Consider the following 24,331-nt stretch of genomic DNA (forward strand, 5'->3'; position numbering starts at 1 on the left):
GCGGCGGGCGCCCGGCGGCTCAGGTCCGCGCGGCGGCCGGACGGTCCGCGCCCACGGCGGAGGGGTGCGGAGCGCCGCCGCGGAAGGTGCGGCGGTAGGCGAGCGGGGAGACGCCGACCGCCGCCTGGAGGTGCTGGCGCAGGGACGCCGCGGTGGCGAAGCCGACCTCGCCCGCGATCCGGTCGACGGAGAGATCGCTGGACTCCAGCAGATGGCGGGCGCGGTCCACCCGCTGCCGGATCAGCCAGCGGCCGGGGCTCATCCCCAGCTCCTGCTGGAAGCGGCGGGCGAAGGTCCGTCCGCTCATCTGCGCCCGGCCCGCCAGATCGGCCAGGGTGAGCGGCAGGTGGAGGTGGTCGAGGGCCCAGGCGCGGGCCGCCGCGGTGCTCTCCGCGGCGGGCGACGGCACCGGGCGCTCGATGTACTGCGCCTGCCCGCCGTCGCGCCAGGCGGGGACGACGCAGGCGCGGGCCACCCGGTTGGCGATCTCGCTGCCGTGGTCCCGGCGGACGAGGTGCAGGCAGAGGTCCACCCCGGAGGCGGCACCCGCCGAGGTCAGCACGTCACCGTCGTCGACGAAGAGCACGTCCGGGTCGACGCGGACGCGCGGGTGGCGGCGGGTGAACTCCGCCGCGTCGCGCCAGTGCGTGGTGGCCGGGCGGCCGTCCAGCAGGCCGGCGGCGGCCAGGATGTGGGAGCCGGTGCAGATCGAGACGAGGCGGGCGCCGGGGCGGACCCGGGCCAGCGCGTCCGGCGCCTCGGTGACCGCGGACGGCGGGATCACCACCGTATCGGCGGATTCGAGGGCCTCGGGGCCGTGGTCCGCGGTGATCGTGAAATCGGCGCGGGTGCGGACCGGGCGACCGTCCGCGCTACAGGTCACGACGGTGTACCGGGCGGGGAGGGAGCCGAAGATCCGGGCGGGGATGCCGAGTTCGAAGGGGTAGACGCCGTCGAGCGCGAGGACGACGACGCGGTGCGGGGCGGCGGCCGGGGCGGGCTCGGAAGCGGACATGGCATGATCCTAGCGGAGGATGGCAATCCTGCCATTTCCCTGTGCGGCCCGAGCGGGCACCGTGGAGCCATGACGAACACGATGCGAGTGATCAGCCAGGACACCTTCGGCGGCCCCGAGGTGCTGACGGAGACCGAACGCGAGCGGCCGGTGCCGGGCATCGGCCAGGTGCTGGTGCGGGTGCGCGCCGCCGGGGTGAACCCGACCGACTGGAAGAACCGGCGGCACCGGACCACCGTCTCGCGGCCGCTGCCGCTGGTGCTCGGCTGGGACGTGTCCGGCGTGGTCGAGCAGGTCGGCTGGGGTGTGACGCTGCACGAGGCGGGCGACGAGGTGTTCGGGATGCTGCCCTACCCCGACGGCGTCGGCGCCTTCGCCGAGTACGTGCTCGCCCCCGCGCGGGCGCTGGTGGCCAAGCCGGCGGAGATCGACCACGTCCAGGCCGGCGCCCTGCCGCTGGCGGCGCTCACCGCCTGGCAGGCGCTGGTGGACACCGCCGGACTCCGCGAGGGACAGCGGGTGCTGATCCATGCGGCGGCGGGCGGTGTCGGGCATCTGGCGGTGCAGATCGCCAAGGCGCGCGGGGCGTATGTGATCGGCACCGCGAGCGAGCCGAAGCATGCGTTCGTCCGCGGGCTGGGCGCCGACGAGATGATCGACTACCGCACGGTGGACTTCGCCGAGGCGGTGCGCGACGTGGACGTCGTCCTGGACACCATCGCCGGGGAGTACGGCCCGCGGTCGCTGCGCACGCTGCGCCCCGGCGGGGTGTACGTGAGCATCCTGGGTGCCGACGACGCGGTGCGTGCCGAGGCCGGGCGGCTCGGCGTCCGGGCGGCGGGCATGGTCGTCGAACACGATCAGCAGGGCATGCAGGCGCTCGCCGATCTGGCGGCGGCCGGCCGGCTGCGCGCGGAGATCGCCGCGACGTTCCCGCTCGCGGACGCGGCCAAGGCCCATGAGCTGGGCGAGACCGGACGCACCGCGGGGAAGATCGTCCTGACGGTGTGAGGCGTACGGGCCCGGGCACCCCGCCCGGGCCCGGGCGTCCTGGTGTTCTCCGGTGCGTTGCCGCTTCGGCCGCCGGTCCTGACGGTGGCGTCGTTCCTCGCCGACCGCCCGCCGCCGTCGCCCGACCGCCCGGCACACGGCGGCGCCGCCCGTCCCTCCGTCATTCGGCCCTGCCCGCTCTGCGCGCTGGCTGCTCCGACCGGATGATGTGGGAGCACCGCCGGGGACGGGCACCGGCGCGACACGGCGAGGAGCGGCCCATGGCCACGACCGACGACCCCACCCGGACGACCTTTCTCCAGGAGGTGCGGAGCGCGGTGAGCGCCCGGGCCGCGCTGCTGGTCATCGGCGTACTGGGCCTGATGGTCGCGTTCATCACCTCCTACGCGGGCGCCTTCCACTCGCCGAAGCCGACCGATATCGCGCTCGGCGTGGTCGCGCCCGCGCAGGCCCGCGGTGAGCTGGTGACCAAGCTCGACAAGGTGTCCGGCTCCCCCCTGGACCCGCGTGCGCTGCCCTCCCGGGAGGCGGCGCTCCAGCAGTTGCGGGACCGGAAGATCGATGCGGCGCTGGTCGTCGACCCGCGCTCGACCACCGACCGGCTGCTGGTCGCGAGCGGCGGCGGGGCGGCGCTGTCGCAGGCGACGGAGGCGGTCGTCGGGGCGGCGCTGAAGGCCGAGGGGCGGACCGTGCACACCGAGGACGTACGGCCCGCGGCGGACGGCGACTCGCGCAGTCTGTCGTCGTTCTACCTGGTCGTCGGGTGGTGCGTGGGCGGATATCTCTGTGCCGCGATCCTGGCGATCAGCGCGGGCGCGCGCCCGGCCAACACCCACCGCGCGGTGATCCGGCTGGGCGCCCTCGCGGTCTACTCGATCGTCGCCGGGCTGGCCGGGGCGGTGGTGATCGGGCCGGTGCTGAACGCGCTGCCCGGCAGCCTGTTCGGGCTGTGGGGACTGGGCGCGCTGATCGTCTTCGCGGTGGGGGCGACCACCCTGGCGTTCCAGACCCTGCTGGGCGTCATCGGTATCGGGCTGGCGATCCTGGTGATCGTGGTGTTCGGCAACCCGAGCGCGGGCGGTGCGTATCCGTATCCGCTGCTGCCGCCCTTCTGGCGGGCGATCGGTCCCGCGCTGCCGCCGGGCGCCGGCACCTGGGCGGCGCGCTCGATCGCCTACTTCGGCGGCAACGGTATGACCTCGGCACTGCTGATCCTCGGCGCCTGGGCGGCGGGCGGCACGCTCCTCAGCATCGTCCTCGCGGCGCTCCGCGACCGGGACCGCCGGAACAACGCGCTGGCGCCGGTGACCCCGCGCCCCTGAGCGGACGCGGCGGCGGCCGGCGGGCCCCGGAAGCGCCGCTTCACTCCCCTGTACGCACCGCCTTCGGGCCAATCGGGGAGCGCCGGGCGACGGCCGCCGCCGGGGGCCGCGGCCGGAACCGCACGGCCGGGCCGGGCGGGCTCCGGGCGGACACCCCGCGCCAGCAGCGAAGGCACCACTCCGCCGCCGGATCTCCACATCTCCACCACATCCTTCGCGCCACTACCCACGGCTTTCATCCATCGACTCGAAGTGAGCGACGGAGATGCGGACGCCCGGCGGCTGGGCCAGACTCCCGTCCGGTATCTGCACCTACGGGCAAAGGAGTGTTCGCAATGCGGTACATCGTTGGGGTCGTCGCGCTTGGCACGGCCGTGGTCACCGGCACGCTCGCCACCACTGCGCAGGCCACCACCTCGCCGGTCACCACCGCCGCCCCGGTCGCGGTCGTCGCCCCGGCAGCGGCCGCCGCGCCGGCGGCCGACCGCACCCAGGCCCGGTCCGCCGGGCTCTACGCCCCGACCGCCCTCGTCCTGACGGTCGGCCAGGGGGAGCACCGCGCGGACGCCGCGGTGCAGCGCGCCGTGACGCTGAGCTGTGCGCCGACGGCGTCCGGCACCCACCCGCTGCCCGGCACGGCCTGTACCCGGCTGCGCGCGGTGAACGGCGAGTTCGACCGGGTGACCCGCACCGACAGCACCACGGTGTGCACCCGCGAGTGGAACCCGATCGTGGTGACGGCGGACGGCGTCTGGCAGGGCAGGCGCGTCGCGTACACGCACACCTTCGCCAACTCCTGTGAGCTGCGCTCCGCCGCGAACACCGTCTTCGCCTTCTGACCGGGCCCGGACGCGCCCCGGCCCCCGGACGCCGTACACGTCCGGGGGCCGGGGGCACCGTCCCACCGCGCCGGAGATCCGGCAGGGGCAGGGACCGGTGGAGCGTCAGCCGATCTCGGCGCCGTACTTCTGCAGGGCCGCGGGGACCGGCTGGAAGTAGGTCTCGCCGCCCTGCGAGCAGTCGCCGCTGCCGCCGGAGGTGAGGCCGAGGGCGGACTCACCGTCGAAGAGGGCGCCGCCGCTGTCGCCGGGCTCGGCGCAGACGTCGGTCTGGATCAGCCCTTCGACCGAACCCTCCTGGTAGTTGACGGTGGCGTCGAGCGCCTTGACCGTGCCGTCGTGTACCTGGGTGGTGCTGCCGCTGCGCTTCACCTTCTCACCGACGGTCGCGTCCGCGGCCTTGGTGATCTTCTGGGGGCTGCCGCTGTAGAGGTCCACCTCGCTGGGGTGCTCGGTGTCCCCGGTGTACTTGACGATCGAGAAGTCGTTGCCCGGGAAGGTCGAGTCCTCGGTGGTGGCGATCTCCTGGCCGCCCTGCTGGTCGGACCAGCTCTTGACCGCGTTACCGCAGTGGCCGGCGGTCAGGAAGTACGGCTGGCCGTCCTTGACGACGTTGAAGCCGAGCGAGCAGCGGGCGCTGCTGCCCCAGATCGCGTCGCCACCGGCGATCAGCGGCTTCAGCTCACCCTGGGTCCGACGGAACGTCACCTTGTCGCCGAGGCCCTTGGTGACCTTGGTGATCTTGGCGAGCGCGTCGCCCTTGACCGTGCGGTCGGCGGTCACCACGACCTTGTTGGTCCGCGGGTCGACACCCCAGGAGGTGCCGGGGATGGTGGCGTCGGCCTTCAGCGTCTGCCGGGCCGAGTCCAGCTGGGCCATCGAGTACTTGACCATTCTGGCCTCGGCGCCCTTGGCCCGTACGGTCTTGGCCGCCGCGTCGTTCACGACGTTGACCACGAGCTTCTTGGCCTGGGCGTCGTAGTACGAACCGGCGGTGCCCGCCGAGTTGACCTGCGAGGCGAGGGTGCTCGCCGCGGCCGGGGAGAGCTTCGCCGGCTGCGGGGCGGTTGCTGCGTTGGCGCTGTTCAGGGTGAGTGTGGCGGTGGCGGCGAGAGCCAGGGCTCCCGCGCCGGCCAGGACCGCACGGCGCTGGGATGTGCGACGGTGCTTCAACTCGGTACCTCCCGTGGGGGGAAGGGCCCGCGAGGGGGGACACGGACCCGAGAGTGTGGGGGAACAGGTCACGGACGGACGGCTCCCCGCACGACACCCGGGAAGTCGCGTCCATGCCAACGTGCGTCGCCGAGTATTCCCACCTGTCTCACCCGTGCACAAGACCGAGTTCCGGTCTCGCCGCCGGGAGTTCACCGCTTCCCCACCCGTCGGTCACACCGATATCCGCCCACGTCCGTCCCGAGTACGGACACTTCCGCCCGCCCCACGCCCCCGGCGCGCCCCCGGCCGGAGCGCGCCGTCCGCTGGCCGAAAATTTTCGCTCCGTTGGAGAGGAACTACCCGGAGCCGCCCACGCGCCGGGACAGACGCGGGCCCCGCGGCAGGTTCGCCGCGGGGCCCGTATCGGGGTGAGCTGTCGGCCAAATGCCCCCAAGTACCCCTACAGAAAGGTCAGTTGAACTTGTCCAGTGGAGCCGGTGGACGGTTCAGGCGCCCGTGTCCCGGCCGTCGCCGTCGGCTTCGACGTTCCGGATCCGGCCGATGTCCTCGACGCGGCCGACATCCTCGATGTCCGCCACGTCCTCGACCGGCGGGACCGGCCCCACCTCTGCGGCCGCCGACTCCCCTTCGTCCAGGTAATGATCGGGCCGGTGCGCCGGGTCCGGGCCGAGGTCCGGCGGGGAGCCGTCGGCGCTCGCGCCGGACGGCGGGGCCGGGACCTGACCGGAGGCGCCGGCCTCGGCCTCCGCGCGGGCCGTCTCGGCCTGGGCCTGGAGGCCGGAGCGCTCCAGGAAGCGCAGCAGCTCCACGGGGAAGGGCAGCACCAGCGTGGAGTTCTTCTCGGCGGCGACGGCCACCACGGTCTGCAGCAGCCGCAGTTGGAGGGCGGCGGGCTGGTCGGACATCGCCTGGGCGGCCTCGGCCAGCTTCCTCGACGCCTGGAGTTCCGCGTCGGCGTTGATGACCCGGGCGCGGCGGTCACGGGTGGCCTCCGCCTGGCGGGCCATCGACCGTTTCATGGTCTCCGGCAGCGACACGTCCTTGATCTCCACCCGGTCGATCTGGACGCCCCAGCCCAGCGCGGGGCTGTCGATCATCACGGCGAGGCCCTGGTTGAGCTTCTCGCGGTTGGAGAGCAGATCGTCGAGATCGCTCTTGCCGATGATGGAGCGGAGCGAGGTCTGGGCGACCTGGGAGACCGCGAAGCGGTAGTCCTCGACGGCGATGACGGCGTCGGCGGCGTCCACGACCTTGAAGTAGACGACGGCGTCGACGCGGACGGTGACGTTGTCGCGGGTGATACCCTCCTGTGCGGGCACCGGCATCGTCACGATCTGCATGTTGACCTTACGCATCCGGTCCACGCCCGGGACGATCATGGTGAAGCCGGGGCCGCGGACCGCGGACTTCAGCCGGCCCAGCCGCAGGACCACACCGCGTTCGTACTGCTTGACCACGCGCGCCGCCGCGAGGAGATAGACAGCGCCCACCGAGGCGGCGGCGATCCCGCTGGTCACCAGCTCTTCCAGCATCACGGTCCCCTGACTGGCCTCTGCCACTTCGACCGGTTTGCGTTCTTTACCATGGTATGCCTGGAGCGGCGGGTGTCGTCCGGGACGGAAACGCGGGAGGCCGGGCCCCTGCCTGCCGGCGGGCAGGGGCCCGGCCCGAGCCGGACCGTCGTCCGGCCGTACGCCGATATCAGCGGATCAGGGGCGGGGAGCAAGGCCGCCCCGAGGGGATCAGTAGACGCTCACGCCGTAGGCGCTGAGCGCCTCGGTGACGGGCTGGAAGAACGTCGTACCGCCCGAGGTGCAGTTGCCGCTGCCGCCGGAGGTCAGGCCGAGGGCCGTGGTCCCGGAGTAGAGCGGGCCACCGCTGTCGCCGGGCTCGGCGCAGACGGTGGTCTGGATGAGACCGGAGACGATCTCGCCGTTGCCGTAGTTCACCGTCGCGTTCAGGGCGGTGACCTTGCCGCTGTGGGTGCCGGTGGTGGAGCCGCGGCGGGTGACGGTCTGGCCGACCGTCGGGTTGCCGGCGCTGGTGATGTCCTGGCTGCCGACGGTGCCCTCGGGGGTGACCGAGCCGGTGTACTTCACGATGCCGTAGTCGTTGCCGGGGAAGCTGGACCCGGCGGTCGGCCCGATGCTCGACGTGCCCGAGGAGTTGGCGTACCAGGGCGGGTTGCCGTCGGTGCAGTGACCGGCCGTCAGGAAGTAGTTCGTGCTGCCGCTGCGGACGTTGAAGCCGAGCGAGCAGCGCCAGCTCGGCGCGTAGATGGCGTCGCCGCCGGAGATCAGCTTGCGCAGGGTGCCGGGCGTCCGCTCGACGCGTACCGCACCGGCGTTGCTGCCCGCCGCGCGCTCGACCTTGGCGAGGTCGGCGCGGGAGACGGTGGAGTCGGCGGTGACGACGACCTCGTTGGTGGCCGGGTCGACCGCCCAGGCGGTGCCGGCGACATCGGCGGAGCGAATGGCGGAGCTGGCCGCGGAGAGCTGGGCGGCGCTGTACTTCGGGGCTGCTGCGGAGTTCTGCGCGGTGGCGGTCGGGACCGCGATGGCCCCCACGGCCAGCAGTCCGGTGGCCACGGCGAGCAGTCGGGTGCGTCTCGCCACGCCGCTGCGGGGAATGGTGCGCTCGTTCCTCACGTGATTCCTCCGAGGGGATCGGTGGGCCGCCTGCGGCGGCCCGTGAGGCGCAGTCGAGGGGCGCGCCGCGGATTTCCGGCAGGCGGAAATCCGCATCTTCCGCACGATCATTTTTGCGTGCCCCTGACAAGCGCTGACGGGAGTCTCGGATGGATCGGGCCGCCGCGCAAGGGGGCCGTGAGGCGCGAGTGGGTGACGGACCGGGGTCAACCGTCTCCGGGCAGCGCGGAGTTCGCCGCCCCGGCAGACCCTCTCGGGTGCACCGGGACGGCGGTTGACCCCCTCGGTCAGGGGTGGGACGGATCAGGTGCCGGAACGGTTCCGCTCCCCCGCCCGCAGGGCGAACGGCAGGGTGTTGCCGGGCGGCGGGAACGGGCAGATGAAGTGGTCGGCGAAGGCGCACGGCGGCAGCAGCACCCGGTTGAGGTCGACGGTGACGGTGCCGTCCGCGGCGGGCGCCGGGGACCGCAGGAAGCGGAAGCGGTAGCTCTCGCTGCCGCTGGTGGCGTCCGCGAGGACCGCCCACAGCGAGCCGTCGCCCTCGACCGCGACCTGGAGCGCGTGCTCGGCGCCGTCCACCGCGAATGTCAGCTCCCCGGCGAGTCCCAGCTCCCGGCGGACGCCGTCGGCGTTGGGCACCCGGACCGCGCGGCTCTCGCCGTACGGGCGGAAGCGGCCCGGCACCGTCCGGCGCGGGTCGTGGTCGTAGGCGTCGATGCCGGTGAAGTCGCGGCGGGCGGGGGCGGCGGGGTCGAAGTCGCGGACCGCCCACAGGCCCTCGCGGCGCAGCACCGGCAGCCGCCGCTCACCGTGGGCGATCCGGGCGGACTCCGGTCCGGCATCCGGCCCGAGGCGGACCTCGCCGTCGAGCGGGGCGCCGTCGGCGGTGAGGCCGTCGGCGGCGGTGGCGTGCAGCACGACCGCGTCGCCGTCCTCGGTCCAGCGGCCCGGCAGCCCGGGTATCCGGCCGTCGGCGTGGTCGGCGAGCCAGAAGGTGCCGGTCAGGGCCAGGGGCCCGTAGGGGCGGGAGATCTCGGCGGTGCGGCGCTCACGCCAGGTCCGCCACGCCGCGCGGGCGTCCGTACCGGTGCTCATGACGCCTCACCCTGCCATACCGGAGTAACTGCTTCCGGAAGACCGAGATGGGAGCGGAGGGTGCTGCCGGTGTACTCGGTGCGGAAGACGCCGCGCTCCTGGAGCAGCGGGACGACCCGGTCGACGAACGGGTCGAGCCCGTCGGGCGTCAGATGCGGGACGAGGATGAAGCCGTCGGCCGCCCGGTCGCGGACGAATGCGGCCATCTCCGCGGCGACCGCCTGCGGGGTGCCGATGAAGGACTGCCGGCCGGTGGTCTCGATCACCGTCTCGCGCAGCGACAACCCCTTGGCCTGCGACACCGCCCGCCACTTGGCGACCACCGCCGCCGGGTCGCCGATCTTGACGCGGCCCTGCGCCAGCTCCGAGCGCGGGTCCGGGTCGATGTCCGGCAGCGGCCCGTCCGGGTCGTACGCGGAGAGGTCGACGCCCCAGATCTGCTCGGCGGCGAGCAGGGCGTTCTGCGGGGAGATCTGGCGACGGCGGATCTCGGCGGCGTGTTCCTGGGCCTCGGCTGCGGTGTCGCCGAGGACGAAGGTCACCCCCGGCATGATCTTGAGATCCTCCGGCCGCCTGCCGTGGGCCGCGAGCCGCCCCTTGACGTCGGCGTAGAACGCCTGGCCCGCGGCGAGTCCGCTGTGCCGGGTGAAGATCACATCGGCGGTGGCGGCGGCGAAGTCGCGGCCCTCGGGCGAGTCCCCGGCCTGGATGATCACCGGGTGGCCCTGCGGGGAGCGCGGCAGGGTGAACGGCCCGGCGAGGTCGAAGTGGGCGCCGCGGTGGCGGACCGGCTCGGGTGCCGGGCCGTCCCACGAGTCCCACAGTTTCCGGGCCGCGGCGACGAATTCGGCGGCGCGGGTGTACCGGTCGGCGCGGTCGAGGTAGCCGCCGCGGCGGAAGTTCTCGCCGGTGAAGGCGTCGGAGGTGGTGACGACGTTCCAGGCGGCCCGGCCGTCGCTGAGGTGGTCGAGCGAGGAGAGCCGGCGGGCCAGCTCGTACGGTTCGTTGAAGGTCGCGTTGACGGTGGCGGCCAGGCCCAGCCGGTCGGTGACGGCGGCGAGCGCGGTGAGCACGGTCAGCGACTCGGGGCGGCCGACCACGTCGAGATCGTGGATGCGGCCCTTGTGTTCCCGCAGCCGCAACCCTTCGGCGAGGAAGAAGAAGTCGAAGAGTCCGCGTTCGGCGGTCCGGGCGAGGTGGACGAAGGAGTCGAACCGGATCTGGCTGCCGAGCGAGGGATGGCGGGCCGCGCCCCGGCCGGTGGCGGGCGGGGCGTCGTCCCAGACGGTGGTGTTGTTGACGCCCGGGAAGTGCGCGGCCAGATGGATCTGCCGGGGCGTGGACGGGTCGGACGGGTGCGGGGCGGCGGTCATCGCGAGACCTCTCGGGCGCGGGTGTGGCGGTTGGCGGGGCGGGGCAGGCCCAGGTGCTCGCGGAGCGTGGCGCCCGGGTAGAAGCGGCGGAGCAGGCAGCGGTGCTGGAGGACCGGGACGGTGCCGTCGACGAGAAGGCCCAGGTCACGGGCGGGGTCCGCGGGCCGCAGATGGAAGCCGTCGACCGCGCCGTCCGCGTACCAGTCGCCGATCAGCTCGGCGAGGGCGACGGCGTCCCCGGAGGCGTACAGCTCGATCGCCACCGAGGCGAGGACCAGCAGCCGGTCCGGGTCGCGGCCCAGCGCGCGGGCGCGGGCGCGCAGATCGTCGCGGGCGGCGGAGGCGGCCGCCGGATCCTGGGCGCGGACCAGCGCGACATCGGCGTGCGCGGCGGCCACCTGCCGTACGGTCGCACCGCCGGGCCCGCCGCCGGTGGCGTCGAGGACGACGGGCGGGCGGCCCTGCGGGGACCGGGGCACGGTGGAGGGACCGCGGACCGCGAAGAACTCCCCGGTGTAGTCGGCGTAGTGGAGCTTGTCGCGGTCGATGAAGCGGCCGCTCGCCCGGTCGCGGATCTCGGCGTCGTCCTCCCAGCTGTCCCAGAGCCGGGCGGCGACCTCCGCGACCTCGCCCGCCTCCCGCCACGCCGCGTCGGGCGCGGGCGGGAGGCGGCGGCCGAAGAGCGCCGCCTCGGCCGCGGTGAGCGAGACGTCCGGCTGCCAGCCCGCCCGGCCGGCGCTGACCCAGTCGAGGGTGGCGATCGAGGTGGCGACGTGGAAGGGCTCGGTGTGGGTGGTGGTGACGGTGGGGACCAGGCCGATGCGGGTGGTGGCCGGGGCGATCCGGGACAGGACGGCGAGGGCGTCGGGCCCCGGGCGGCCGAAGGCGTCGCCGAGGGTGACGAAGTCGAGGGTGCCGCGCTCGGCGAGGCGGACCAGGGGGAGGTGGGCGGACGCGTCGAAGCGCTCCGGCGGGCCCGGGGGGCCGTCGAGGGCGACGGCCAGCGGGATCGGGCGCGGTGCGGGTGAGGCCATGGGGGTTGCCTTCCGGGAGGGGCGGTGGTCAGGGCGTCCGGGGCAGGCCGGGCGGGTTGATCTGCGAGGTGGTGAGGGCTTCGGCGCCCAGCCCCCAGCGGTCGAGGACGGTGCGGTAGCTGCCGTCGGCGATGACGGCGCGCAGCGCGGCGGCGTAGGCGCCGACCAGTCCGCTGCCCTTCTTCGTGGTCGCGGCGATCTCCCCCTGGACGGCGTCGCCGCCCCCGGAGAACCGCCCGATGCTCTGCGTTTGTCCCGCCGTGTCGACGTGGTACACGACGGACGGGTTGGGGCCGAAGTAGCCGTCGATCCGGCCCGATTGGAGGGCCAGGTAGGTGTCGGAGGTCTTCGGGTAGTAGCGGATGTCGACGGGCTTGCGGCCGGCCTTCGCGTTCTGCTCGCTCCACTCCAGGAGGATCTTCTCCTGGTTGGTGGCGGTGCCGACGGCGATGGTCCGCCCGGCGACGTCCGCGGGGCCGCGGACGCGCCAGCGGGTGCCCTTGCGCGCCTCCATCGCCAGTTCGTCGCGGCGGTAGGTGGCGAAGTCGTACTTCTCCTTGCGCTCCTCGGTCACCGTGACGTTGGAGAAGACGGCGTCGAGCTTGCCGCTGTCCAGGCCGACGAAGAGGTTCTCCCAGGACAGCGGCTCCAGGCGCAGCCGCAGTCCGAGGGCGTCGGCGACCAGGGTGGCGAGGTCGGTCTCCACGCCGATGAGGGTGCGGTCGTCGGTGGCGTAGAAGGTCAGCGGCGGGGAGCTCTCGGCGGCGACGCCGACCCGCAGTTCGCCGGTGGCGCGGACGCGGGCCGGGACCAGCGCCGCCGCCTTCGCGCTCTTCGCGGCGCGGACGCGGTGCTGGTCCGGGCCGATGTTGAACTTCGGCCCGCCCGCCGCGCCGACGGGTGCGGTGTCCTCGACGGCGGCGCCGGAGCCGCAGGCGGCCAGTGCCGGTCCGGCGGCGAGGGCGAGGACGGCGGCCAGGGCGCGGCGGCGGTTCACGGCGGGGCTCCTCGGGGCGGTCTCGCGGGGTCCGGGCATGTCACAGGACCTTGGAGAGGAAGGCGCGGGTGCGGGCCTCGCGGGGTGCGTCGAGCACCTGGCCGGGCGGGCCCTGTTCGACGATCCGGCCGTCGTCCATGAAGACGACGGTGTCGGCGACCTCCCGGGCGAAGCCGATCTCATGGGTGACGACGATCATCGTGGTGCCCCGGCGCGCCAGGTCCTTGATGACGTCGAGGACCTCGCCCACCAGCTCCGGGTCGAGCGCGGACGTCGGCTCGTCGAAGAGGAGGAGCTTGGGCTCCAGGGCGAGGGCGCGGGCGATGGCGACGCGCTGCTGCTGGCCGCCGGAGAGCTGACGCGGATAGGCGTCGGCCTTGTCGGCCAGCCCGACGCGGGCCAGCAGCGCCAGCGCGGTGGCGGTGGCCTCCTTGCGGGAGCGGCCCAGCGCCGACACGGGCGCCTCGGTGAGGTTCTCCACCACCGTCAGATGCGGGAAGAGGTGGAAGTCCTGGAAGACGAAGCCGATCTGCGTGCGCTGCCGCAGGATCTCCCGTTCGCGCAGCTCGTACAGCTTGTCGCCGGAGCGGCGGTAGCCGACGAGTGTGCCGTCGACGGCGACCGTGCCGCTGTCGACCTTCTCCAGGTGGTTGAGGGTGCGCAGCAGCGTGGACTTGCCGGAGCCGGACGGTCCGATGACGACGGTGACCTCACCGGCGGCGACCCGCAGGTCCACCCCCTTGAGGACGTCGAGCGGGCCGAAGCTCTTGCGGACGGCGCGGACCTCGACCATCGCGGGCTGTGGACTCATCGGGTGGCTCCCTTGGCGAAGTGACGTTCGACGTGGTGCTGGAGGACGGAGAGCGCGCCGGTCAGCAGCAGGTACCAGACGGTGGCGACCATCAGCAGCGGGACGACGCGGCCGGTGCGGCCGTAGATGACCTGGACCTGGTAGAAGAGTTCGCCGATCGCCATGACGGAGACGATCGAGGTGCCCTTGAAGAGCGAGATGACCTCGTTGGCGGCGTTCGGCGCGATCGCGCGCATGGCCTGCGGCAGCACGATGCGGCGCAGTTGGCGCAGGCGCGGGATGCCGAGGGCGGCGGCCGCCTCCCGCTGCCCGGCGTCGACGGCGAGGACCCCGCCGCGGACGATCTCGGCGGCGTACGCGGCCTGGTGCAGCGCGAGGCCGAGGACCGCCGCGCCCACCGCGCCGACCAGGTCCGTCGTGGCGAACGAGAAGAAGCCGGGGCCGAAGGGGACGCCGAGGTCGATACGGCGGTAGAGGTAGGCGAGGTTGAACCAGAACAGCAGCTGGACGATGAGCGGGACGGAGCGGAACACCCAGACGTAGCCGTGGGCGACGGCGCGCAGGAAGGGGCTGGCGGACAGCCGCGCAAAGGCCAGCACGATGCCGAGGGCGAAGCCCAGCGCGGTGCCGTAGGCCGTCAGCTGGAGAGTGGTGCCGACGGCGTGCAGCACCGCGGGGGCGAAGACGTACTGCGCGAACACCCCCCATTCCCAGGCCGGGTTGGTGGCCAGACCGTGGACGAACTGGGCGAGGAGCACGGCGGTCACGGCGACGGCAACCCAGCGCCAGGGGTGGCGCACGGGCACCACCCGCAGCGTCTGCGGGCCGTCCGCGCCGGGCGGTGCCGTGGTGGCGGCGGGGGGTTCAGCGGTCAGCGGCATGGCGGTCCTCGCGGGATGCGGCACGGACGGTGCGGGGCCGCGCGGCGGGCGGCGCCGCGCGCTCCGTCAGGAAGGTGAGCAGCGCCCGCGCGCTCGCGTCGTTCTGCCGGAAGGCGGGCGCGTTGGTACGGGGGCGGGTGAAGGCGCCGCCGGAGCGGGCGTCGGTGTGCGGGCCGAGGGCGAAACGGCGCGGGTGCGGGCGGCCCGCACGGTCCAGGACGCGGCCGTCGGCGGGGTCCACGGCGAGCAGCCCGGCGGGCGTCGCGGCGGCACCGTCGGCGTGCAGGGCGCGCAGCAGACTGTCGGCGGAGCGGGCCACGGTCGGCTCCGGCAGCCGCGCCTCGACCAGCGCGCGGGCGTCGGTCGCGGCGCCGGGCACGGTCGCCGACCGGGCCGTGAACCGCCCGGTGGCCGGGTCGGCGGTGACGGTGGTGCCGGCGCCGAGGAAGCGGACCAGTCCGGCGCGGGAGAGGGCGAGCAGCTGCCGCAGCCGGGGTCCGGGCGGCCCGGAGGCGAGGTAGCTGAAGAAGCCGTGCCACCAGGGGCCGCGGTCGCCGATCCGGATCAGCTGCCCGTAGACGGAGAGCAGCGCCAGGAAGACTGCCTGGTCGGGGCTGTACGCCGGGTCGTGGCGGCGGGTGAGGTCGGCCTCGATGTGGGTGCGCAGGGTGTCCTGGAGGGCGTCGGCGTCCGGGAGGCGCAGCCCGGCGAGCGGGTGGTCGAGGGCGGTGAGGTCGAGCCGGTCGGCCGGATCGGGCACCGCCTCCTCGGCCAGTGCGCGGCGCGCGGCCGCGTCCCCGGCGGCGTACCGGCGCTCGAAGGCGGGCCAGTCCAGCCGGGTGCGCCCGGGGTGGGCGGTGAAGAGGCGGTGGTAGTGGGCGAAGCCCAGCTCCGCCTCGATCAGCGGGCGGACGTCGGCGTCGAAGGAGAAGCCGCCGGGCCGGGCGAGCAGCGCGTCGACCTCGGCGGGGCCGAGGAAGCGCGGCAGCGGCGGGCGGGGCGCGTCCGGTTCGTAGCCGATCTTGGAGCGGTAGGGGACGCCGCGGCGCGAGCCGACGTGCAGCACCGGTTCGCGGCCCGACGGGTGGTAGGTCGGCCGGCCGTCGGCATCTTCCGTGTACCGGCCGCCGCGGCCCTCGGTCACCAGCACCATCAGATCGATGAAGGCGAGGCCGAAGCCGCGGACCAGTACCGGCTCACCGGGCCGCAGCCCGTCGAGATCGGCGTCGGCGGTGAAGCCCGGCGGCAGATACGTCAGCCCGTGCCGCGCCGCGAAGTCCGTCAGCTCCCGCTGGTCCGCGTCGGGTTCGGCGTCCAGATGCCCGAGGGCGAGCACCACGGCGTCGGCGGTGAGCGGCGCCGGGCAGCCCTCCAGCCAGATCTGCTGGCGGCCGTCGGCGGGCCCGGCGAGGCGGACCGCGCGGCGACGGTGCTCATGGACGGCGACGCGCGGCGGCAGCGCGGCCACCGCACGCTCGTACGCCCAGGTCAGATAGGCGCTCTGGAGGCGGCGGCCGGGGAAGTCGCGCGGGCCGAGGGCGGCGACGGCCGCGGCGACGTCCGCAGTGGTGCGGATGCCGCCGGAGCGGACCGCGGCGCACCACTGGGCGAGCGACGGCCCCGGGCGCACCGGCCCCGCCATCTCCACGGTGTCGTCGGTGAAGAGGGTGGAGTCGTCGGGCAGCGAGTTCATCCACAGCAGCGGCGACTGGTCCCGGCGCCAGATGCGGCCGCCGCCCGGCGGGTAGGGGTCGACGAGGTGCAGGTCGAGCGGGGCATCGCCGTACAGCTCGGGGGCGTTGGCGGCGATCCGCTCGATCAGGCCGGTGGCGCGGGGCCCGGCGCCGACGATCACCACGGCGGGGCGCCCGGTCCGGCGCCGTGCGGCGCTCACCGGGCACCGGCCGTTCCGCGGGCGTAGCGCCGCTCGACGTAGTGCTGGCCGACGGAGAGCAGCGAGGTGATGATCACGTACCAGACGGTGGCGACCATCAGCATCGGGATGACCTGGTAGGTGCGGTGGTAGATCAACTGCACGGAGTAGAGCAGGTCGTTGACGGCGATCATGGAGACGACGGAGGTGCCCTTGAGGGTGCCGATCAGCATGTTCCCGGCGGGCGGCACGATCGAGCGCATGGCCTGCGGCAGCACGATCCGCCGCAGCCGCCGCCACCGGCCGAGCCCCAGCGACTGGGCCGCCTGGATCTGCCCCCGGTCCACGGAGAGGATCCCGGCCCGCACCACCTCGGCGGCGTAGGCGGCCTCGTGGAGGGTCAGGCCGAGGACGGCGATGGCGGGCGGCGCCAGCAGATGGACGGTCCTGACGCCGAGGATCGTCGGGTAGAGCGCGCCGATGTTGAACCAGAACAGCAGCTGGACCAGGATCGGCATCGACCGGAAGAGCCAGATGTAGCCCGCGCTGACGCCGCGCAGCACGGGGTTGGCGGAGAGCCGCATGGTGGCGAGCAGGGTGCCCAGCGCGAAGCCGAGGACCATCACGGCGGCGGTCAGCCCGAGCGTGAGCAGCAGTCCGTTCAGGACCGGGGTGGTGAGGAAGTAGGCGGCGACGAGGTCCCACCGGAAGGCGTCGTTCCCGGCGACGGAGCGGAGGACCAGCCCCAGCAGGACGAGGACGACGGCGGCGGCCACCCACTGGCCGAGCGGGCGGCGGGCGACGATGCGCGGCGGCGCCTCACTCGCGGGGTGCCCGTCGGCGGGCGGTGGGGCGGACGAAAGGACGGCGGGGGTGCGGAGGGTGCCGGAGGGCATGCGAAGGCTCCGTGGATGCGGTGATCGAACACGGGAGATGCGCCTTCACAGGCAGAACGGTCGCGCCCCTCAGCACGGCCGTGGAGCGAGGCTATGGGGTCAACACGGCGTTCTGTCAAGGCTGTCCGCACTGTGAACAACACCGGGATCCGGTTGACGCGCAACCGGATGCCTGTTCCACTTGGCCGCATGAACGCATGGCAGTGGCTGGTCACCCGCGACCACATCGACTTCGGTCGCGTGTGGTCGTCGTCCTGTTGAGCTGACGCCCTGCCCTGAGGCCCGCCGCCTTCGCCGGACGGGCCGATCCGCGGTTCCGCCTTCCCGCCACCGCGCCTTCACACCGTGCCGCCCGCCGGCACACCTTCCCCTCGCGCTTCCCGGATCCCGGGCGCCCGCCGCCCTGTTTCCGGCGTACCACCTCCGCCTGAGCCCGGTCCGCCCGGACCGGCGCGGCCCCTGCCCCTGCCTTCTCATCCCTGCGGCACCCTCGAAGAAGGGCGCACCTATGCGCTTCGGCGTCATGACCCTCATCGACCACGTCCCGGACGCCCGCTCCGGGCACCTCGTCTCCCCCACCGAACGCTTCCGTGAAGTCGTCGAACTCGCCGTTCTCGCCGAGGAGTTGGGCTTCGACGCCTTCGGGGTCGGAGAGCGGCACGGCCCGCCGTTCCTCTCCAGCTCCCCGCCCGCGGTGCTCGGCGCGATCGCCGCCCGCACCCACCGGATCCGGCTGTTCACCACCGTCACCGTGCTCTCCACCCTCGACCCGGTCCGCGTCGCCGAGGACTACGCCACCGTCGACCAGCTCTCCGGCGGCCGTCTGGAACTCACCATCGGCAAGGGCAACGCCCCCGAACCGTGGGCCCTCTTCGGCCGCGACAGCCGCGCGCAGTACGCCCTCCAGGAGGAGAACTACGAACTGCTGCGGCGGCTGTGGCGCGAGGAGAAGGTCACCTGGTCCGGCTCCTACCGCCCGCCGCTCACCGGCGCGACCACCCTGCCGCGCCCCCATCAGCAGCCACCCACCGTCTGGCACGGCAGCGCCACCAGCGAACGCTCCGTGGAACTGGCCGCCCTCTGGGGCGACCCCCTCTTCGCCGCCAACGCCATCCAGCCGGTGGACAGTTACGCCACCTTGATCGACCGCTACCGCACCCGCTGGGCGGCGTACGGCCACGACCCGGCCGCCGCCCTCGTCGGCTCCGGCGGCACGCTCCACGCGGCGGCCGACGACCGCACCGCGCGCCGGCAGTTCGCGCCGTACTACGAGAGCGCCGTCGCCGCCCGGAACGTCCCCGGCAACAACACCCCCTTCCGCACCGTCGACGAGGCCGCCGACCTGGGACCGGCGTTCATCGGCTCGCCCGCCCGGATCGCCGACAAGATCGCCGCACAGCACCGGGCGTACGGCCACGCCCTCCAGTTCTTCTCCGTCGACACCGCCGGGCTGCCCTACGCCCGGCGCGCCGAGGTGCTGCGGCTGACCGCCGCCGAGGTGCTGCCGCAGCTGCGCCACGCCCTGCCCGACCCGCTGGACTGGCCGGACCCGACGGCGCCGGACGCGGCGCCGGGTGCGGACGCGGTGCCCGCCGCGGAGCCGGTCCGGTGACCGCCGTCCGCCGCGCCGACGGCCCCACCGTGCTGCACACCACCGTCACCGACCCGCTCGCCCGCCCGCTCCTCGACCAGCTCACCCACGAGTACACCTCCCGCTACGGCGCACCCGTCGACCTCGGCCAGGAGTACCCGCCGTCCGCGTTCGCCCCGCCGCACGGCGCGTTCCTGCTGCTCCTGGAGGGCGGCGAACCGGTCGCCGGGGGCGCCTACCGCCGCCGCGACGCCCGCACCGCCGAGCTGAAACGCATCTGGACGCACTCCGCCCACCGCCGCCGGGGGCTGGCCCGCCAGGTGCTGCGGGCGCTGGAGCAGGAGGCCGCCGCCCGCGGCTACACCCGCCTCTACCTGACGACGGGGCCCCGGCAGCCGGAGGCCCGGGGCCTGTACCTCGCGGCGGGCTACCGCCCGCTCTTCGATCTGACCGCACCGCCGGAGTCGATCGGCCCGCTGCCGTTCGAGAAAACCCTGGAGAACCGCCGCCCATGATCAGCCACCGCTCGGGACGGACCGCTCGCACCGCCGTGGTGCGCACCGCCGCCCTCCTCGCCGCCGCCGCGCTGACCCTCGCCGGATGCGCCGAACCCGCGGCCACCGGCAAGGACGCGCCGGGCGGCGCCACCACCGCCGTGCCCACCGACGATGTCGTCTCCGGCCTCGCCAAGGACCCGGCCGCCGCCGCGCTGCTGCCCGCCGATGTCCGCGCCCGCGGCACGCTCGCCCTCGCCGCCAGCATCAGCTCGCTCCCCGGCGCCGTCTACCTGCCGGACGGCAAGACCGTCGCCGGTGAGGACATCGACCTCGCGGACGCCGTCGGCAAGACCCTGGGCCTGCGGCTGAAGCGGGAGCCGGCGAGCTTCGAGGCGATCCTGCCCGCCCTCGGCAGCGGCCGGTACGACGTCGGCACCGGCAACTTCGGCGTCACCGACGCCCGCCGCAAGACCCTCGACTTCGTCACCTACGTCAACGACGGCCAGGGCTTCGCCGTCCGCGAGGACAGCACGCTGAAGAAGGTCACCGCGCTGACGCAGCTGTGCGGACTGACCGTCGCCACCGGCGCCGGGACCACCTTCGAGGCGACGCTGGAGAAGGAGCGCGGGCAGTGCGCCGCCGCCGGGAAGAAGCCGTACGACCTCAAGACGTACGCCGAGGTCTCCGCGCTCTACGCCTCGCTCCAGCAGGGCCGCACCGACGTGGTGATGAGCACCGTCAACGGACTGCGGTACGCCGTCAGCCGCCAGCCCGGACTGCGTTTCCTCAACGCCTACAAACGGCTGGACGTCGGCTTCGCCTTCAAGAAGAACAGCCCGCTGGCCCCCGCCTTCCGGGCCGCCGTCAACCATCTGATCAAGACCGGGAGTTACCGCAGGATCCTCAAGAAGTGGGGCACCGCCGACTCGGCGCTGGCCACCTCGCGGATCAGTCCCCCGGAGATCCGCTGACACACACGCGGGGCACGGGCCGCCCTCCCGGACCGCCCGTGCCCCGCACCGCCGATGCGCCGCCGCCTACCGCGCCGCCGCACCCGCCTTCGCCGGTCCGCCGGTGACGTGCTGGCGCACGACCCGGTCCATCAGCGCGGCCAGCACATCGCGGACCGCGGACCGGTCGCGCGCATCGCAGGTGAGGATCGGCACCTCCGGGCCGATGCCCAGCGCCTCGCGGACCTCGTCCAGCGCGAAGAGCTGCGCGCCGTCGAAGCGGTTGACCGCCAGGACGAACGGCGTGCCGCGCTCCTCGAAGTAGTCGAGCGCGGGGAACGAGTCCTCGATCCGCCGGGTGTCCACCAGCACGATCGCGCCCAGCGCGCCCTCCACCAGGTCGTCCCAGAGGAACGAGAACCGGTCCTGGCCCGGCGTGCCGAAGAGATAGAGCACGATCGACGGGTCGAGGGTGATCCGGCCGAAGTCCAGCGCGACGGTCGTGGTGGTCTTGTTCTCCACCCCGACCAGCGAGTCCACCCCGACCGAGACCTGGGTGATCGCGGCTTCGGTGTCCAGCGGTTCGATCTCCGAGATCGCACCGATGAACGTCGTCTTGCCCACCCCCAGACCCCCGCTGATCACGATCTTCACGGCGAGCGGTGCGGCTTTGTCAGAGCGCCCGGACATGGTCCCTGATCCTCTCCAGGACATGGAGCGGCAGCTCCATGGGTTGTTGACAGACCAGCAGGCCACCGACGACGAGATCGGAGATGAGCACCTTGGCCACCCCCAGCGGCACACCGATCTTCTCGGCCACCTCGGCGACCATCGTCGGCTGCGCACAGAGCGCCACGATCCGGCGCCGCTCGAACTCCAGGGAGCCCAGCGGCGCCTCGGGCACGGCCACGACCAGCGTCTCCAGCCGCAGATCGGCACGGGTCGGCTCGACGCGCCCGCCGGTCATGATGAACGGCCGGACGAACAGCGCGTCCTCCAGCTCCTCGCTCATCGGGGCAGGACCTGCCGCAGATCGGCGATGAGCGCCGGGGTCAGCAGATCACCGGCGCGCTCGGCGAGCACCGCCATCTCGTAGCCGACCAGGCCCAGTTCGCCGCTGCTGTCGGCGAGCACGCCCAGGCAGCTGCCGTCGCGGATCGCGGAGACCAGCAGGAAGCCGCGGCCCATCTCGATCATGATGAGCTTGACGCCGTCGAACTCGTAACGCCGCGAGGCACTGCGCGCCAGGCTGGACAGGCCCGAGACGACCGCCGCGAGATGATCGGCGTCGGTGCGGCCCAGCCCGTCGGAGACGGCGATCAGCAGACCGTCCGAGGAGACCGCGACGGCATCGCGGACACCGTCGGTGCGGCGGACGAAATTGGCCAGCAGCCAATTGAACGTCTGGGAATCGTTGTGCAGGTCGACGCTCACTTGTGGTCACCCTTCCCGTCGGTGGCCGTCCGCTCCGGCTCCTTCTGCTGCTGCGGTTCGGGCTGCCGCCCGGGGGCCGCGTCCGCCCCGCGCCGGTCGGACGCGGCGGGCGCCGGCTCCCGGACCGCCCGCTCGCGCGCCCGCTCCCCGTTCCGCTCCCGCTGCGCCTGCCGCTCCTTCTCCTTCTCGACGCTGATGGCGCCGCGCATATGGGCGCTGCGCAGCCCGGCGAGCATCCCGGAGACCTCGTCGGGCGAGCGCTCCGGCGTCGGCGCGGCCTCCTGCTGCCAGCGCGGCGCCACCGCCTCGTCCACCGCGGACCGGATGGCGCTCCGCCGGGCCCGCTTGACCAGGCCGTTACGGGTACGGGCCGCCGAGGAGCCGCGCGGACCGGCCGGGGCCGCCGCCCCCTCCTCGGCGCCCGTGGCCTCGGCGTCCCGGGCGGCGCGCGGCCGGGGCGGCGCCGCGTCGGCGCCACCGGCGGGACGGGGTGCGGGCGCCGCATCGCGGTCCGGGGCGGCCGGGGCGAGGGCCTCGGGGCGGGCCGGGCGCCGGCCCTTCGCGTCCGCCGGGGCGGTCTGCTCGTCGGGCACCGTCCGCTCCTTCTTCCCGCGCACCGCCGGGACGTCGGGGACGGCCGGCGCGGTCGCGGAATCGGTCAGCAAGGTCGCCGGGATGAGCACCCGGGCGACGGTTCCGGCGGCCGGTGCCTCGCCGAGGCGGACCTCGATCCCGCACTTGCGGGCCAGTGCGCCGACGACGAAGTGGCCCAGGAACCGGGTGGGTTCGGCCATGAAGCTGGCGGCCCCGGAAAGCCGGACGTTCGCCTCGGCCATCGCCGGGGCGGGCATGCCGGTGCCGTGGTCGACGATGGCGACGAGGTATCCGGCGCTGGTGCGGCGGCCCTCGACCTCGACGTCGGTGTCCGGCGGGGAGAAGCTGAGCGCGTTCTCGACCAGTTCGGCCAGCAGATGCGCGATCTCGGAGACGACGGTGCCGCTGACGAACGCGGCGTCCACCTGGCGCAGGCTGACCCGGCGGTACTCCTCCACCTCGGAGAGGGCCGCGCGGATGACGTCGGTCACCGACAGCGGGGTGGCCCAGGTCCGCGGGCTGGCCTCCCCGGCGAGCACCAGCAGGCTCTCGGCGTTGCGGCGCATCCGGGTCGCGAGGTGGTCCAGCTCGAAGAGGTTGGCGAGGGTCGCGGGGTCGGCGTCCTCGTGCTCCAGCTTGTTGATGAAGCTGATCTGACGGCGGACCAGGTTCTGGTTCCGGCGGCCGAGGTTGACCAGCGACTCGGTGGCGTTGCGGCGCAGCACGGCCTGCTCGGTGGCGAGGTCGTAGGCGACCTTCTGCATCTGGTCGAAGGCGTCGGCCAGCTGCCGGATCTCGGTGCCGGAGCCGCCCGGTACGGAGAGCGGGCCGAGCGGTTCGGGTGCGCCGGACTCCTTCTGGACCCGGGCGACGGCGGCGGGCAGCCGGTGGCCGGCGACGTCGCGGGCCTGCCGGGTCAGCGCGCCGAGCGGCGCGGAGACCGAGCGGGCGGCGCCGATCGAGAGGGCGGCGAGCGCGGCGATCGAGCCGAGCGCCAGCACCCCGAAGAAGATCAGCGTGCGGGTGGCGTCGGCCTCCAGCTCACCGGCGCGGGCGGTGATGTCCCGGCCCAGCGAGATCTGGACGGTGCGCAGCCCGTTGATGGTGGAGGTCGCCGACTCGTACCAGGCGGTGGCCGGGATCCGGGCGGGCAGCCGGCCGTGACCGGCGACGATCTGCTGGACGTAGCCGAGCAGCTGCTGCGCGGCGGGGGTCTGCAGCGCCTCCTTCAGCTGTTGCTGCTGCGGCCCGGTGGCCCACTCGGGGAAGGAGGCGGCGGCCGACAGGCGTCCGGCGCGGGCGGTCAGGAAGCGGGTGTAGTCGTCGCCGCGGAACGCCCCGTGGTGCAGCGAGCCGAGCACGACGGCGCGCTCCTGGCCCAGCAGCTCCTTCATCGAGCCCAGCACCTGGAGCGCCTGGTAGTCGGCGCGCAGCCGAGCGTCGCGGACGTGGACGAGGCCGAGGTCGAGACGGCCGAGGGCCTCGTCGGTCTGGGTGAAGTAGTCGTAGGTGCGGGCGACGACGCCGGTGCCGTTGTCGGCGGCGGTGCGGATGTCCTTGAGGGCGTCGGCGCGGTGGAGTGCGGTGCGGACGGAGTCGGCGGCCGGGTCGTCGCGGTCGGCCAGCTCGTCGTCGACCTTGGCGCGTGCGGCGTCGGTGAGCTTGCGCTGGGCCAGCATGCCGGTGCGGAACTCCGTGATCCCGCCGACGTAGCCGGTGGTCAGTCCGCGCTCCTTCTGGTGTTCATGGAGGAACCCCTGGAGGGCGTCGGCGAGATGGGCGTCCGACGCGGTGGCGCTGGCGTTCTCGTAGTCGCCGATCTGGTGGGCGGCGGAGTAGCCGAGCAGGGCCAGGAGTATCGCGAGTGCGACGCAGAGGATGCGGATGAGCTTGGCGCGGATGGTGCGCGGCGCCACGACGCCTGCCGTGAACGCCCGCCGGAAGCGCGCGGTTCCGGCTTCCGTGGTCTGTGTTTCCACTGAGTGACTTTCGAAGGTGTGTGGTTCGGACAGCAGACGGAATCTGCTGCCGTGTCAACGACCTTCCGTTGTGTCGGTCACCCGATCATCTGCCCGGCTCCGCGGCGTTTCCCCCGGCCGGGGACATATGCCCTGGTCCTCCGCCGGAACCTACCCGGCGGTCGAAGAGGCTTCCCGCGGGCCATATGTCGACACCGTCCGACGCCCGGGCCTATCGTGACTTCCGTCACCACGTCAGTTCCCGTGCCGCCCACGGAAGCTGACAAGCAGCCACCCGCTCTGCACCAGATCTGTCACGAACCCCCCGTGCGGCGG

General features: G+C 73.8%; 22 protein-coding genes. 6 read left to right on the plus strand and 16 right to left on the minus strand.

Going from position 1 to position 24,331, the window contains the following annotated elements; all coding sequences use genetic code 11:
* Positions 1-19 precede the first annotated feature (19 nt).
* Complete coding sequence (locus ACZ4U4_RS16990; RefSeq protein WP_467874453.1) at positions 20-1,015, minus strand: GlxA family transcriptional regulator; 996 nt, start codon at positions 1,013-1,015, stop codon at positions 20-22.
* Between the two features lie 69 nt (positions 1,016-1,084).
* On the opposite strand from ACZ4U4_RS16990, the gene ACZ4U4_RS16995 reads away from it, so the two are divergent.
* From ACZ4U4_RS16995 to ACZ4U4_RS17005, 3 genes are all read left to right on the plus strand, one after another.
* Complete coding sequence (locus ACZ4U4_RS16995; RefSeq protein WP_467874456.1) at positions 1,085-2,026, plus strand: NADP-dependent oxidoreductase; 942 nt, start codon at positions 1,085-1,087, stop codon at positions 2,024-2,026.
* A gap of 260 nt (positions 2,027-2,286) precedes the next feature.
* Entirely contained in the window at positions 2,287-3,348 is a 1,062-nt protein-coding gene (locus ACZ4U4_RS17000) for a DUF3533 domain-containing protein (protein ID WP_467874458.1), read from the plus strand.
* 335 nt (positions 3,349-3,683) lie between these two features.
* On the plus strand, positions 3,684-4,187 hold the full coding sequence (locus ACZ4U4_RS17005; protein WP_467874461.1) for a subtilase-type protease inhibitor: 504 nt from the start codon (positions 3,684-3,686) through the stop codon (positions 4,185-4,187).
* Between the two features lie 105 nt (positions 4,188-4,292).
* On the opposite strand, the gene ACZ4U4_RS17010 is transcribed toward ACZ4U4_RS17005, so the two are convergent.
* From ACZ4U4_RS17010 to ACZ4U4_RS17060, 11 genes are all read right to left on the minus strand, one after another.
* A complete protein-coding gene (locus ACZ4U4_RS17010; protein ID WP_467874463.1) occupies positions 4,293-5,360 on the minus strand; it encodes a S1 family peptidase in 1,068 nt (355 codons plus the stop codon).
* Positions 5,361-5,848: 488 nt separating this feature from the next.
* A complete protein-coding gene (locus tag ACZ4U4_RS17015) occupies positions 5,849-6,895 on the minus strand; it encodes a slipin family protein (protein WP_467874605.1) in 1,047 nt (348 codons plus the stop codon).
* Between the two features lie 210 nt (positions 6,896-7,105).
* Positions 7,106-8,011, minus strand: coding sequence for a S1 family peptidase (locus tag ACZ4U4_RS17020; protein ID WP_467874465.1), 906 nt, complete (start codon positions 8,009-8,011; stop codon positions 7,106-7,108).
* 303 nt (positions 8,012-8,314) lie between these two features.
* The gene (locus ACZ4U4_RS17025; RefSeq protein ID WP_467874468.1) at positions 8,315-9,106 is read right to left on the minus strand and encodes a DUF1684 domain-containing protein; all 792 of its coding nucleotides are present in this window, start codon (positions 9,104-9,106) and stop codon (positions 8,315-8,317) included.
* The gene (locus tag ACZ4U4_RS17030) at positions 9,103-10,479 is read right to left on the minus strand and encodes an NtaA/DmoA family FMN-dependent monooxygenase (RefSeq protein WP_467874470.1); all 1,377 of its coding nucleotides are present in this window, start codon (positions 10,477-10,479) and stop codon (positions 9,103-9,105) included. The genes ACZ4U4_RS17025 and ACZ4U4_RS17030 overlap by 4 nt, the downstream gene beginning before the upstream one ends.
* Positions 10,476-11,513, minus strand: coding sequence for an LLM class flavin-dependent oxidoreductase (locus tag ACZ4U4_RS17035; protein WP_467874472.1), 1,038 nt, complete (start codon positions 11,511-11,513; stop codon positions 10,476-10,478). The genes ACZ4U4_RS17030 and ACZ4U4_RS17035 overlap by 4 nt, the downstream gene beginning before the upstream one ends.
* A 28-nt stretch (positions 11,514-11,541) precedes the next feature.
* The gene (locus ACZ4U4_RS17040; protein WP_467874475.1) at positions 11,542-12,549 is read right to left on the minus strand and encodes an ABC transporter substrate-binding protein; all 1,008 of its coding nucleotides are present in this window, start codon (positions 12,547-12,549) and stop codon (positions 11,542-11,544) included.
* 1 nt (position 12,550) lies between these two features.
* Positions 12,551-13,321, minus strand: a complete 771-nt coding sequence (locus ACZ4U4_RS17045) for an amino acid ABC transporter ATP-binding protein (RefSeq protein ID WP_467874477.1) — start codon at positions 13,319-13,321, stop codon at positions 12,551-12,553.
* Positions 13,318-14,202, minus strand: coding sequence for an amino acid ABC transporter permease (locus tag ACZ4U4_RS17050; protein ID WP_467874479.1), 885 nt, complete (start codon positions 14,200-14,202; stop codon positions 13,318-13,320). Before ACZ4U4_RS17050 ends, ACZ4U4_RS17045 begins: the two co-directional genes overlap by 4 nt.
* Positions 14,186-16,096 (minus strand): FAD/NAD(P)-binding protein, encoded by a 1,911-nt coding sequence (locus ACZ4U4_RS17055; protein ID WP_467874481.1) that lies wholly within the window; start codon positions 16,094-16,096, stop codon positions 14,186-14,188. Before ACZ4U4_RS17055 ends, ACZ4U4_RS17050 begins: the two co-directional genes overlap by 17 nt.
* Complete coding sequence (locus ACZ4U4_RS17060; RefSeq protein ID WP_467874483.1) at positions 16,093-16,971, minus strand: amino acid ABC transporter permease; 879 nt, start codon at positions 16,969-16,971, stop codon at positions 16,093-16,095. The genes ACZ4U4_RS17055 and ACZ4U4_RS17060 overlap by 4 nt, the downstream gene beginning before the upstream one ends.
* Before the next feature lie 508 nt (positions 16,972-17,479).
* Between ACZ4U4_RS17060 and ACZ4U4_RS17065 the strand changes: the two genes are divergently transcribed.
* Genes ACZ4U4_RS17065 through ACZ4U4_RS17075 form a run of 3 tightly spaced genes read left to right on the plus strand, consistent with a single transcriptional unit; the run spans position 17,480 to position 20,030 of the window.
* A complete protein-coding gene (locus ACZ4U4_RS17065; protein ID WP_467874485.1) occupies positions 17,480-18,583 on the plus strand; it encodes an LLM class flavin-dependent oxidoreductase in 1,104 nt (367 codons plus the stop codon).
* Complete coding sequence (locus ACZ4U4_RS17070; RefSeq protein WP_467874487.1) at positions 18,580-19,077, plus strand: GNAT family N-acetyltransferase; 498 nt, start codon at positions 18,580-18,582, stop codon at positions 19,075-19,077. Before ACZ4U4_RS17065 ends, ACZ4U4_RS17070 begins: the two co-directional genes overlap by 4 nt.
* Positions 19,074-20,030 (plus strand): ABC transporter substrate-binding protein, encoded by a 957-nt coding sequence (locus ACZ4U4_RS17075; RefSeq protein WP_467874489.1) that lies wholly within the window; start codon positions 19,074-19,076, stop codon positions 20,028-20,030. Before ACZ4U4_RS17070 ends, ACZ4U4_RS17075 begins: the two co-directional genes overlap by 4 nt.
* 66 nt (positions 20,031-20,096) lie before the next feature.
* Here the strand turns inward: ACZ4U4_RS17075 and ACZ4U4_RS17080 are convergent, their stop codons facing one another.
* Genes ACZ4U4_RS17080 through ACZ4U4_RS17095 form a run of 4 tightly spaced genes read right to left on the minus strand, consistent with a single transcriptional unit; the run spans position 20,097 to position 24,016 of the window.
* A complete protein-coding gene (locus ACZ4U4_RS17080) occupies positions 20,097-20,699 on the minus strand; it encodes a GTP-binding protein (RefSeq protein ID WP_467874491.1) in 603 nt (200 codons plus the stop codon).
* The gene (locus ACZ4U4_RS17085; protein WP_467874494.1) at positions 20,683-21,021 is read right to left on the minus strand and encodes a DUF742 domain-containing protein; all 339 of its coding nucleotides are present in this window, start codon (positions 21,019-21,021) and stop codon (positions 20,683-20,685) included. Before ACZ4U4_RS17085 ends, ACZ4U4_RS17080 begins: the two co-directional genes overlap by 17 nt.
* Positions 21,018-21,443, minus strand: a complete 426-nt coding sequence (locus ACZ4U4_RS17090; RefSeq protein WP_345093419.1) for a roadblock/LC7 domain-containing protein — start codon at positions 21,441-21,443, stop codon at positions 21,018-21,020. The genes ACZ4U4_RS17085 and ACZ4U4_RS17090 overlap by 4 nt, the downstream gene beginning before the upstream one ends.
* On the minus strand, positions 21,440-24,016 hold the full coding sequence (locus ACZ4U4_RS17095; RefSeq protein WP_467874496.1) for a sensor histidine kinase: 2,577 nt from the start codon (positions 24,014-24,016) through the stop codon (positions 21,440-21,442). Before ACZ4U4_RS17095 ends, ACZ4U4_RS17090 begins: the two co-directional genes overlap by 4 nt.
* Positions 24,017-24,331: the final 315 nt, after the last annotated feature.

This window comes from Streptomyces sp. NPDC029159, assembly GCF_055564055.1.

Coding starts and splice junctions, on each gene's coding strand:
- ACZ4U4_RS16990 (WP_467874453.1), bottom strand. CDS start 1,015: ATGTCCGCTTCCGAGCCCGCCCCGGCCGCCGCCCCGCACCGCGTCGTC.
- ACZ4U4_RS16995 (WP_467874456.1), top strand. CDS start 1,085: ATGACGAACACGATGCGAGTGATCAGCCAGGACACCTTCGGCGGCCCC.
- ACZ4U4_RS17000 (WP_467874458.1), top strand. CDS start 2,287: ATGGCCACGACCGACGACCCCACCCGGACGACCTTTCTCCAGGAGGTG.
- ACZ4U4_RS17005 (WP_467874461.1), top strand. CDS start 3,684: ATGCGGTACATCGTTGGGGTCGTCGCGCTTGGCACGGCCGTGGTCACC.
- ACZ4U4_RS17015 (WP_467874605.1), bottom strand. CDS start 6,895: ATGCTGGAAGAGCTGGTGACCAGCGGGATCGCCGCCGCCTCGGTGGGC.
- ACZ4U4_RS17025 (WP_467874468.1), bottom strand. CDS start 9,106: ATGAGCACCGGTACGGACGCCCGCGCGGCGTGGCGGACCTGGCGTGAG.
- ACZ4U4_RS17030 (WP_467874470.1), bottom strand. CDS start 10,479: ATGACCGCCGCCCCGCACCCGTCCGACCCGTCCACGCCCCGGCAGATC.
- ACZ4U4_RS17035 (WP_467874472.1), bottom strand. CDS start 11,513: ATGGCCTCACCCGCACCGCGCCCGATCCCGCTGGCCGTCGCCCTCGAC.
- ACZ4U4_RS17040 (WP_467874475.1), bottom strand. CDS start 12,549: ATGCCCGGACCCCGCGAGACCGCCCCGAGGAGCCCCGCCGTGAACCGC.
- ACZ4U4_RS17045 (WP_467874477.1), bottom strand. CDS start 13,321: ATGAGTCCACAGCCCGCGATGGTCGAGGTCCGCGCCGTCCGCAAGAGC.
- ACZ4U4_RS17050 (WP_467874479.1), bottom strand. CDS start 14,202: ATGCCGCTGACCGCTGAACCCCCCGCCGCCACCACGGCACCGCCCGGC.
- ACZ4U4_RS17060 (WP_467874483.1), bottom strand. CDS start 16,971: ATGCCCTCCGGCACCCTCCGCACCCCCGCCGTCCTTTCGTCCGCCCCA.
- ACZ4U4_RS17065 (WP_467874485.1), top strand. CDS start 17,480: ATGCGCTTCGGCGTCATGACCCTCATCGACCACGTCCCGGACGCCCGC.
- ACZ4U4_RS17075 (WP_467874489.1), top strand. CDS start 19,074: ATGATCAGCCACCGCTCGGGACGGACCGCTCGCACCGCCGTGGTGCGC.
- ACZ4U4_RS17080 (WP_467874491.1), bottom strand. CDS start 20,699: ATGTCCGGGCGCTCTGACAAAGCCGCACCGCTCGCCGTGAAGATCGTG.
- ACZ4U4_RS17085 (WP_467874494.1), bottom strand. CDS start 21,021: ATGAGCGAGGAGCTGGAGGACGCGCTGTTCGTCCGGCCGTTCATCATG.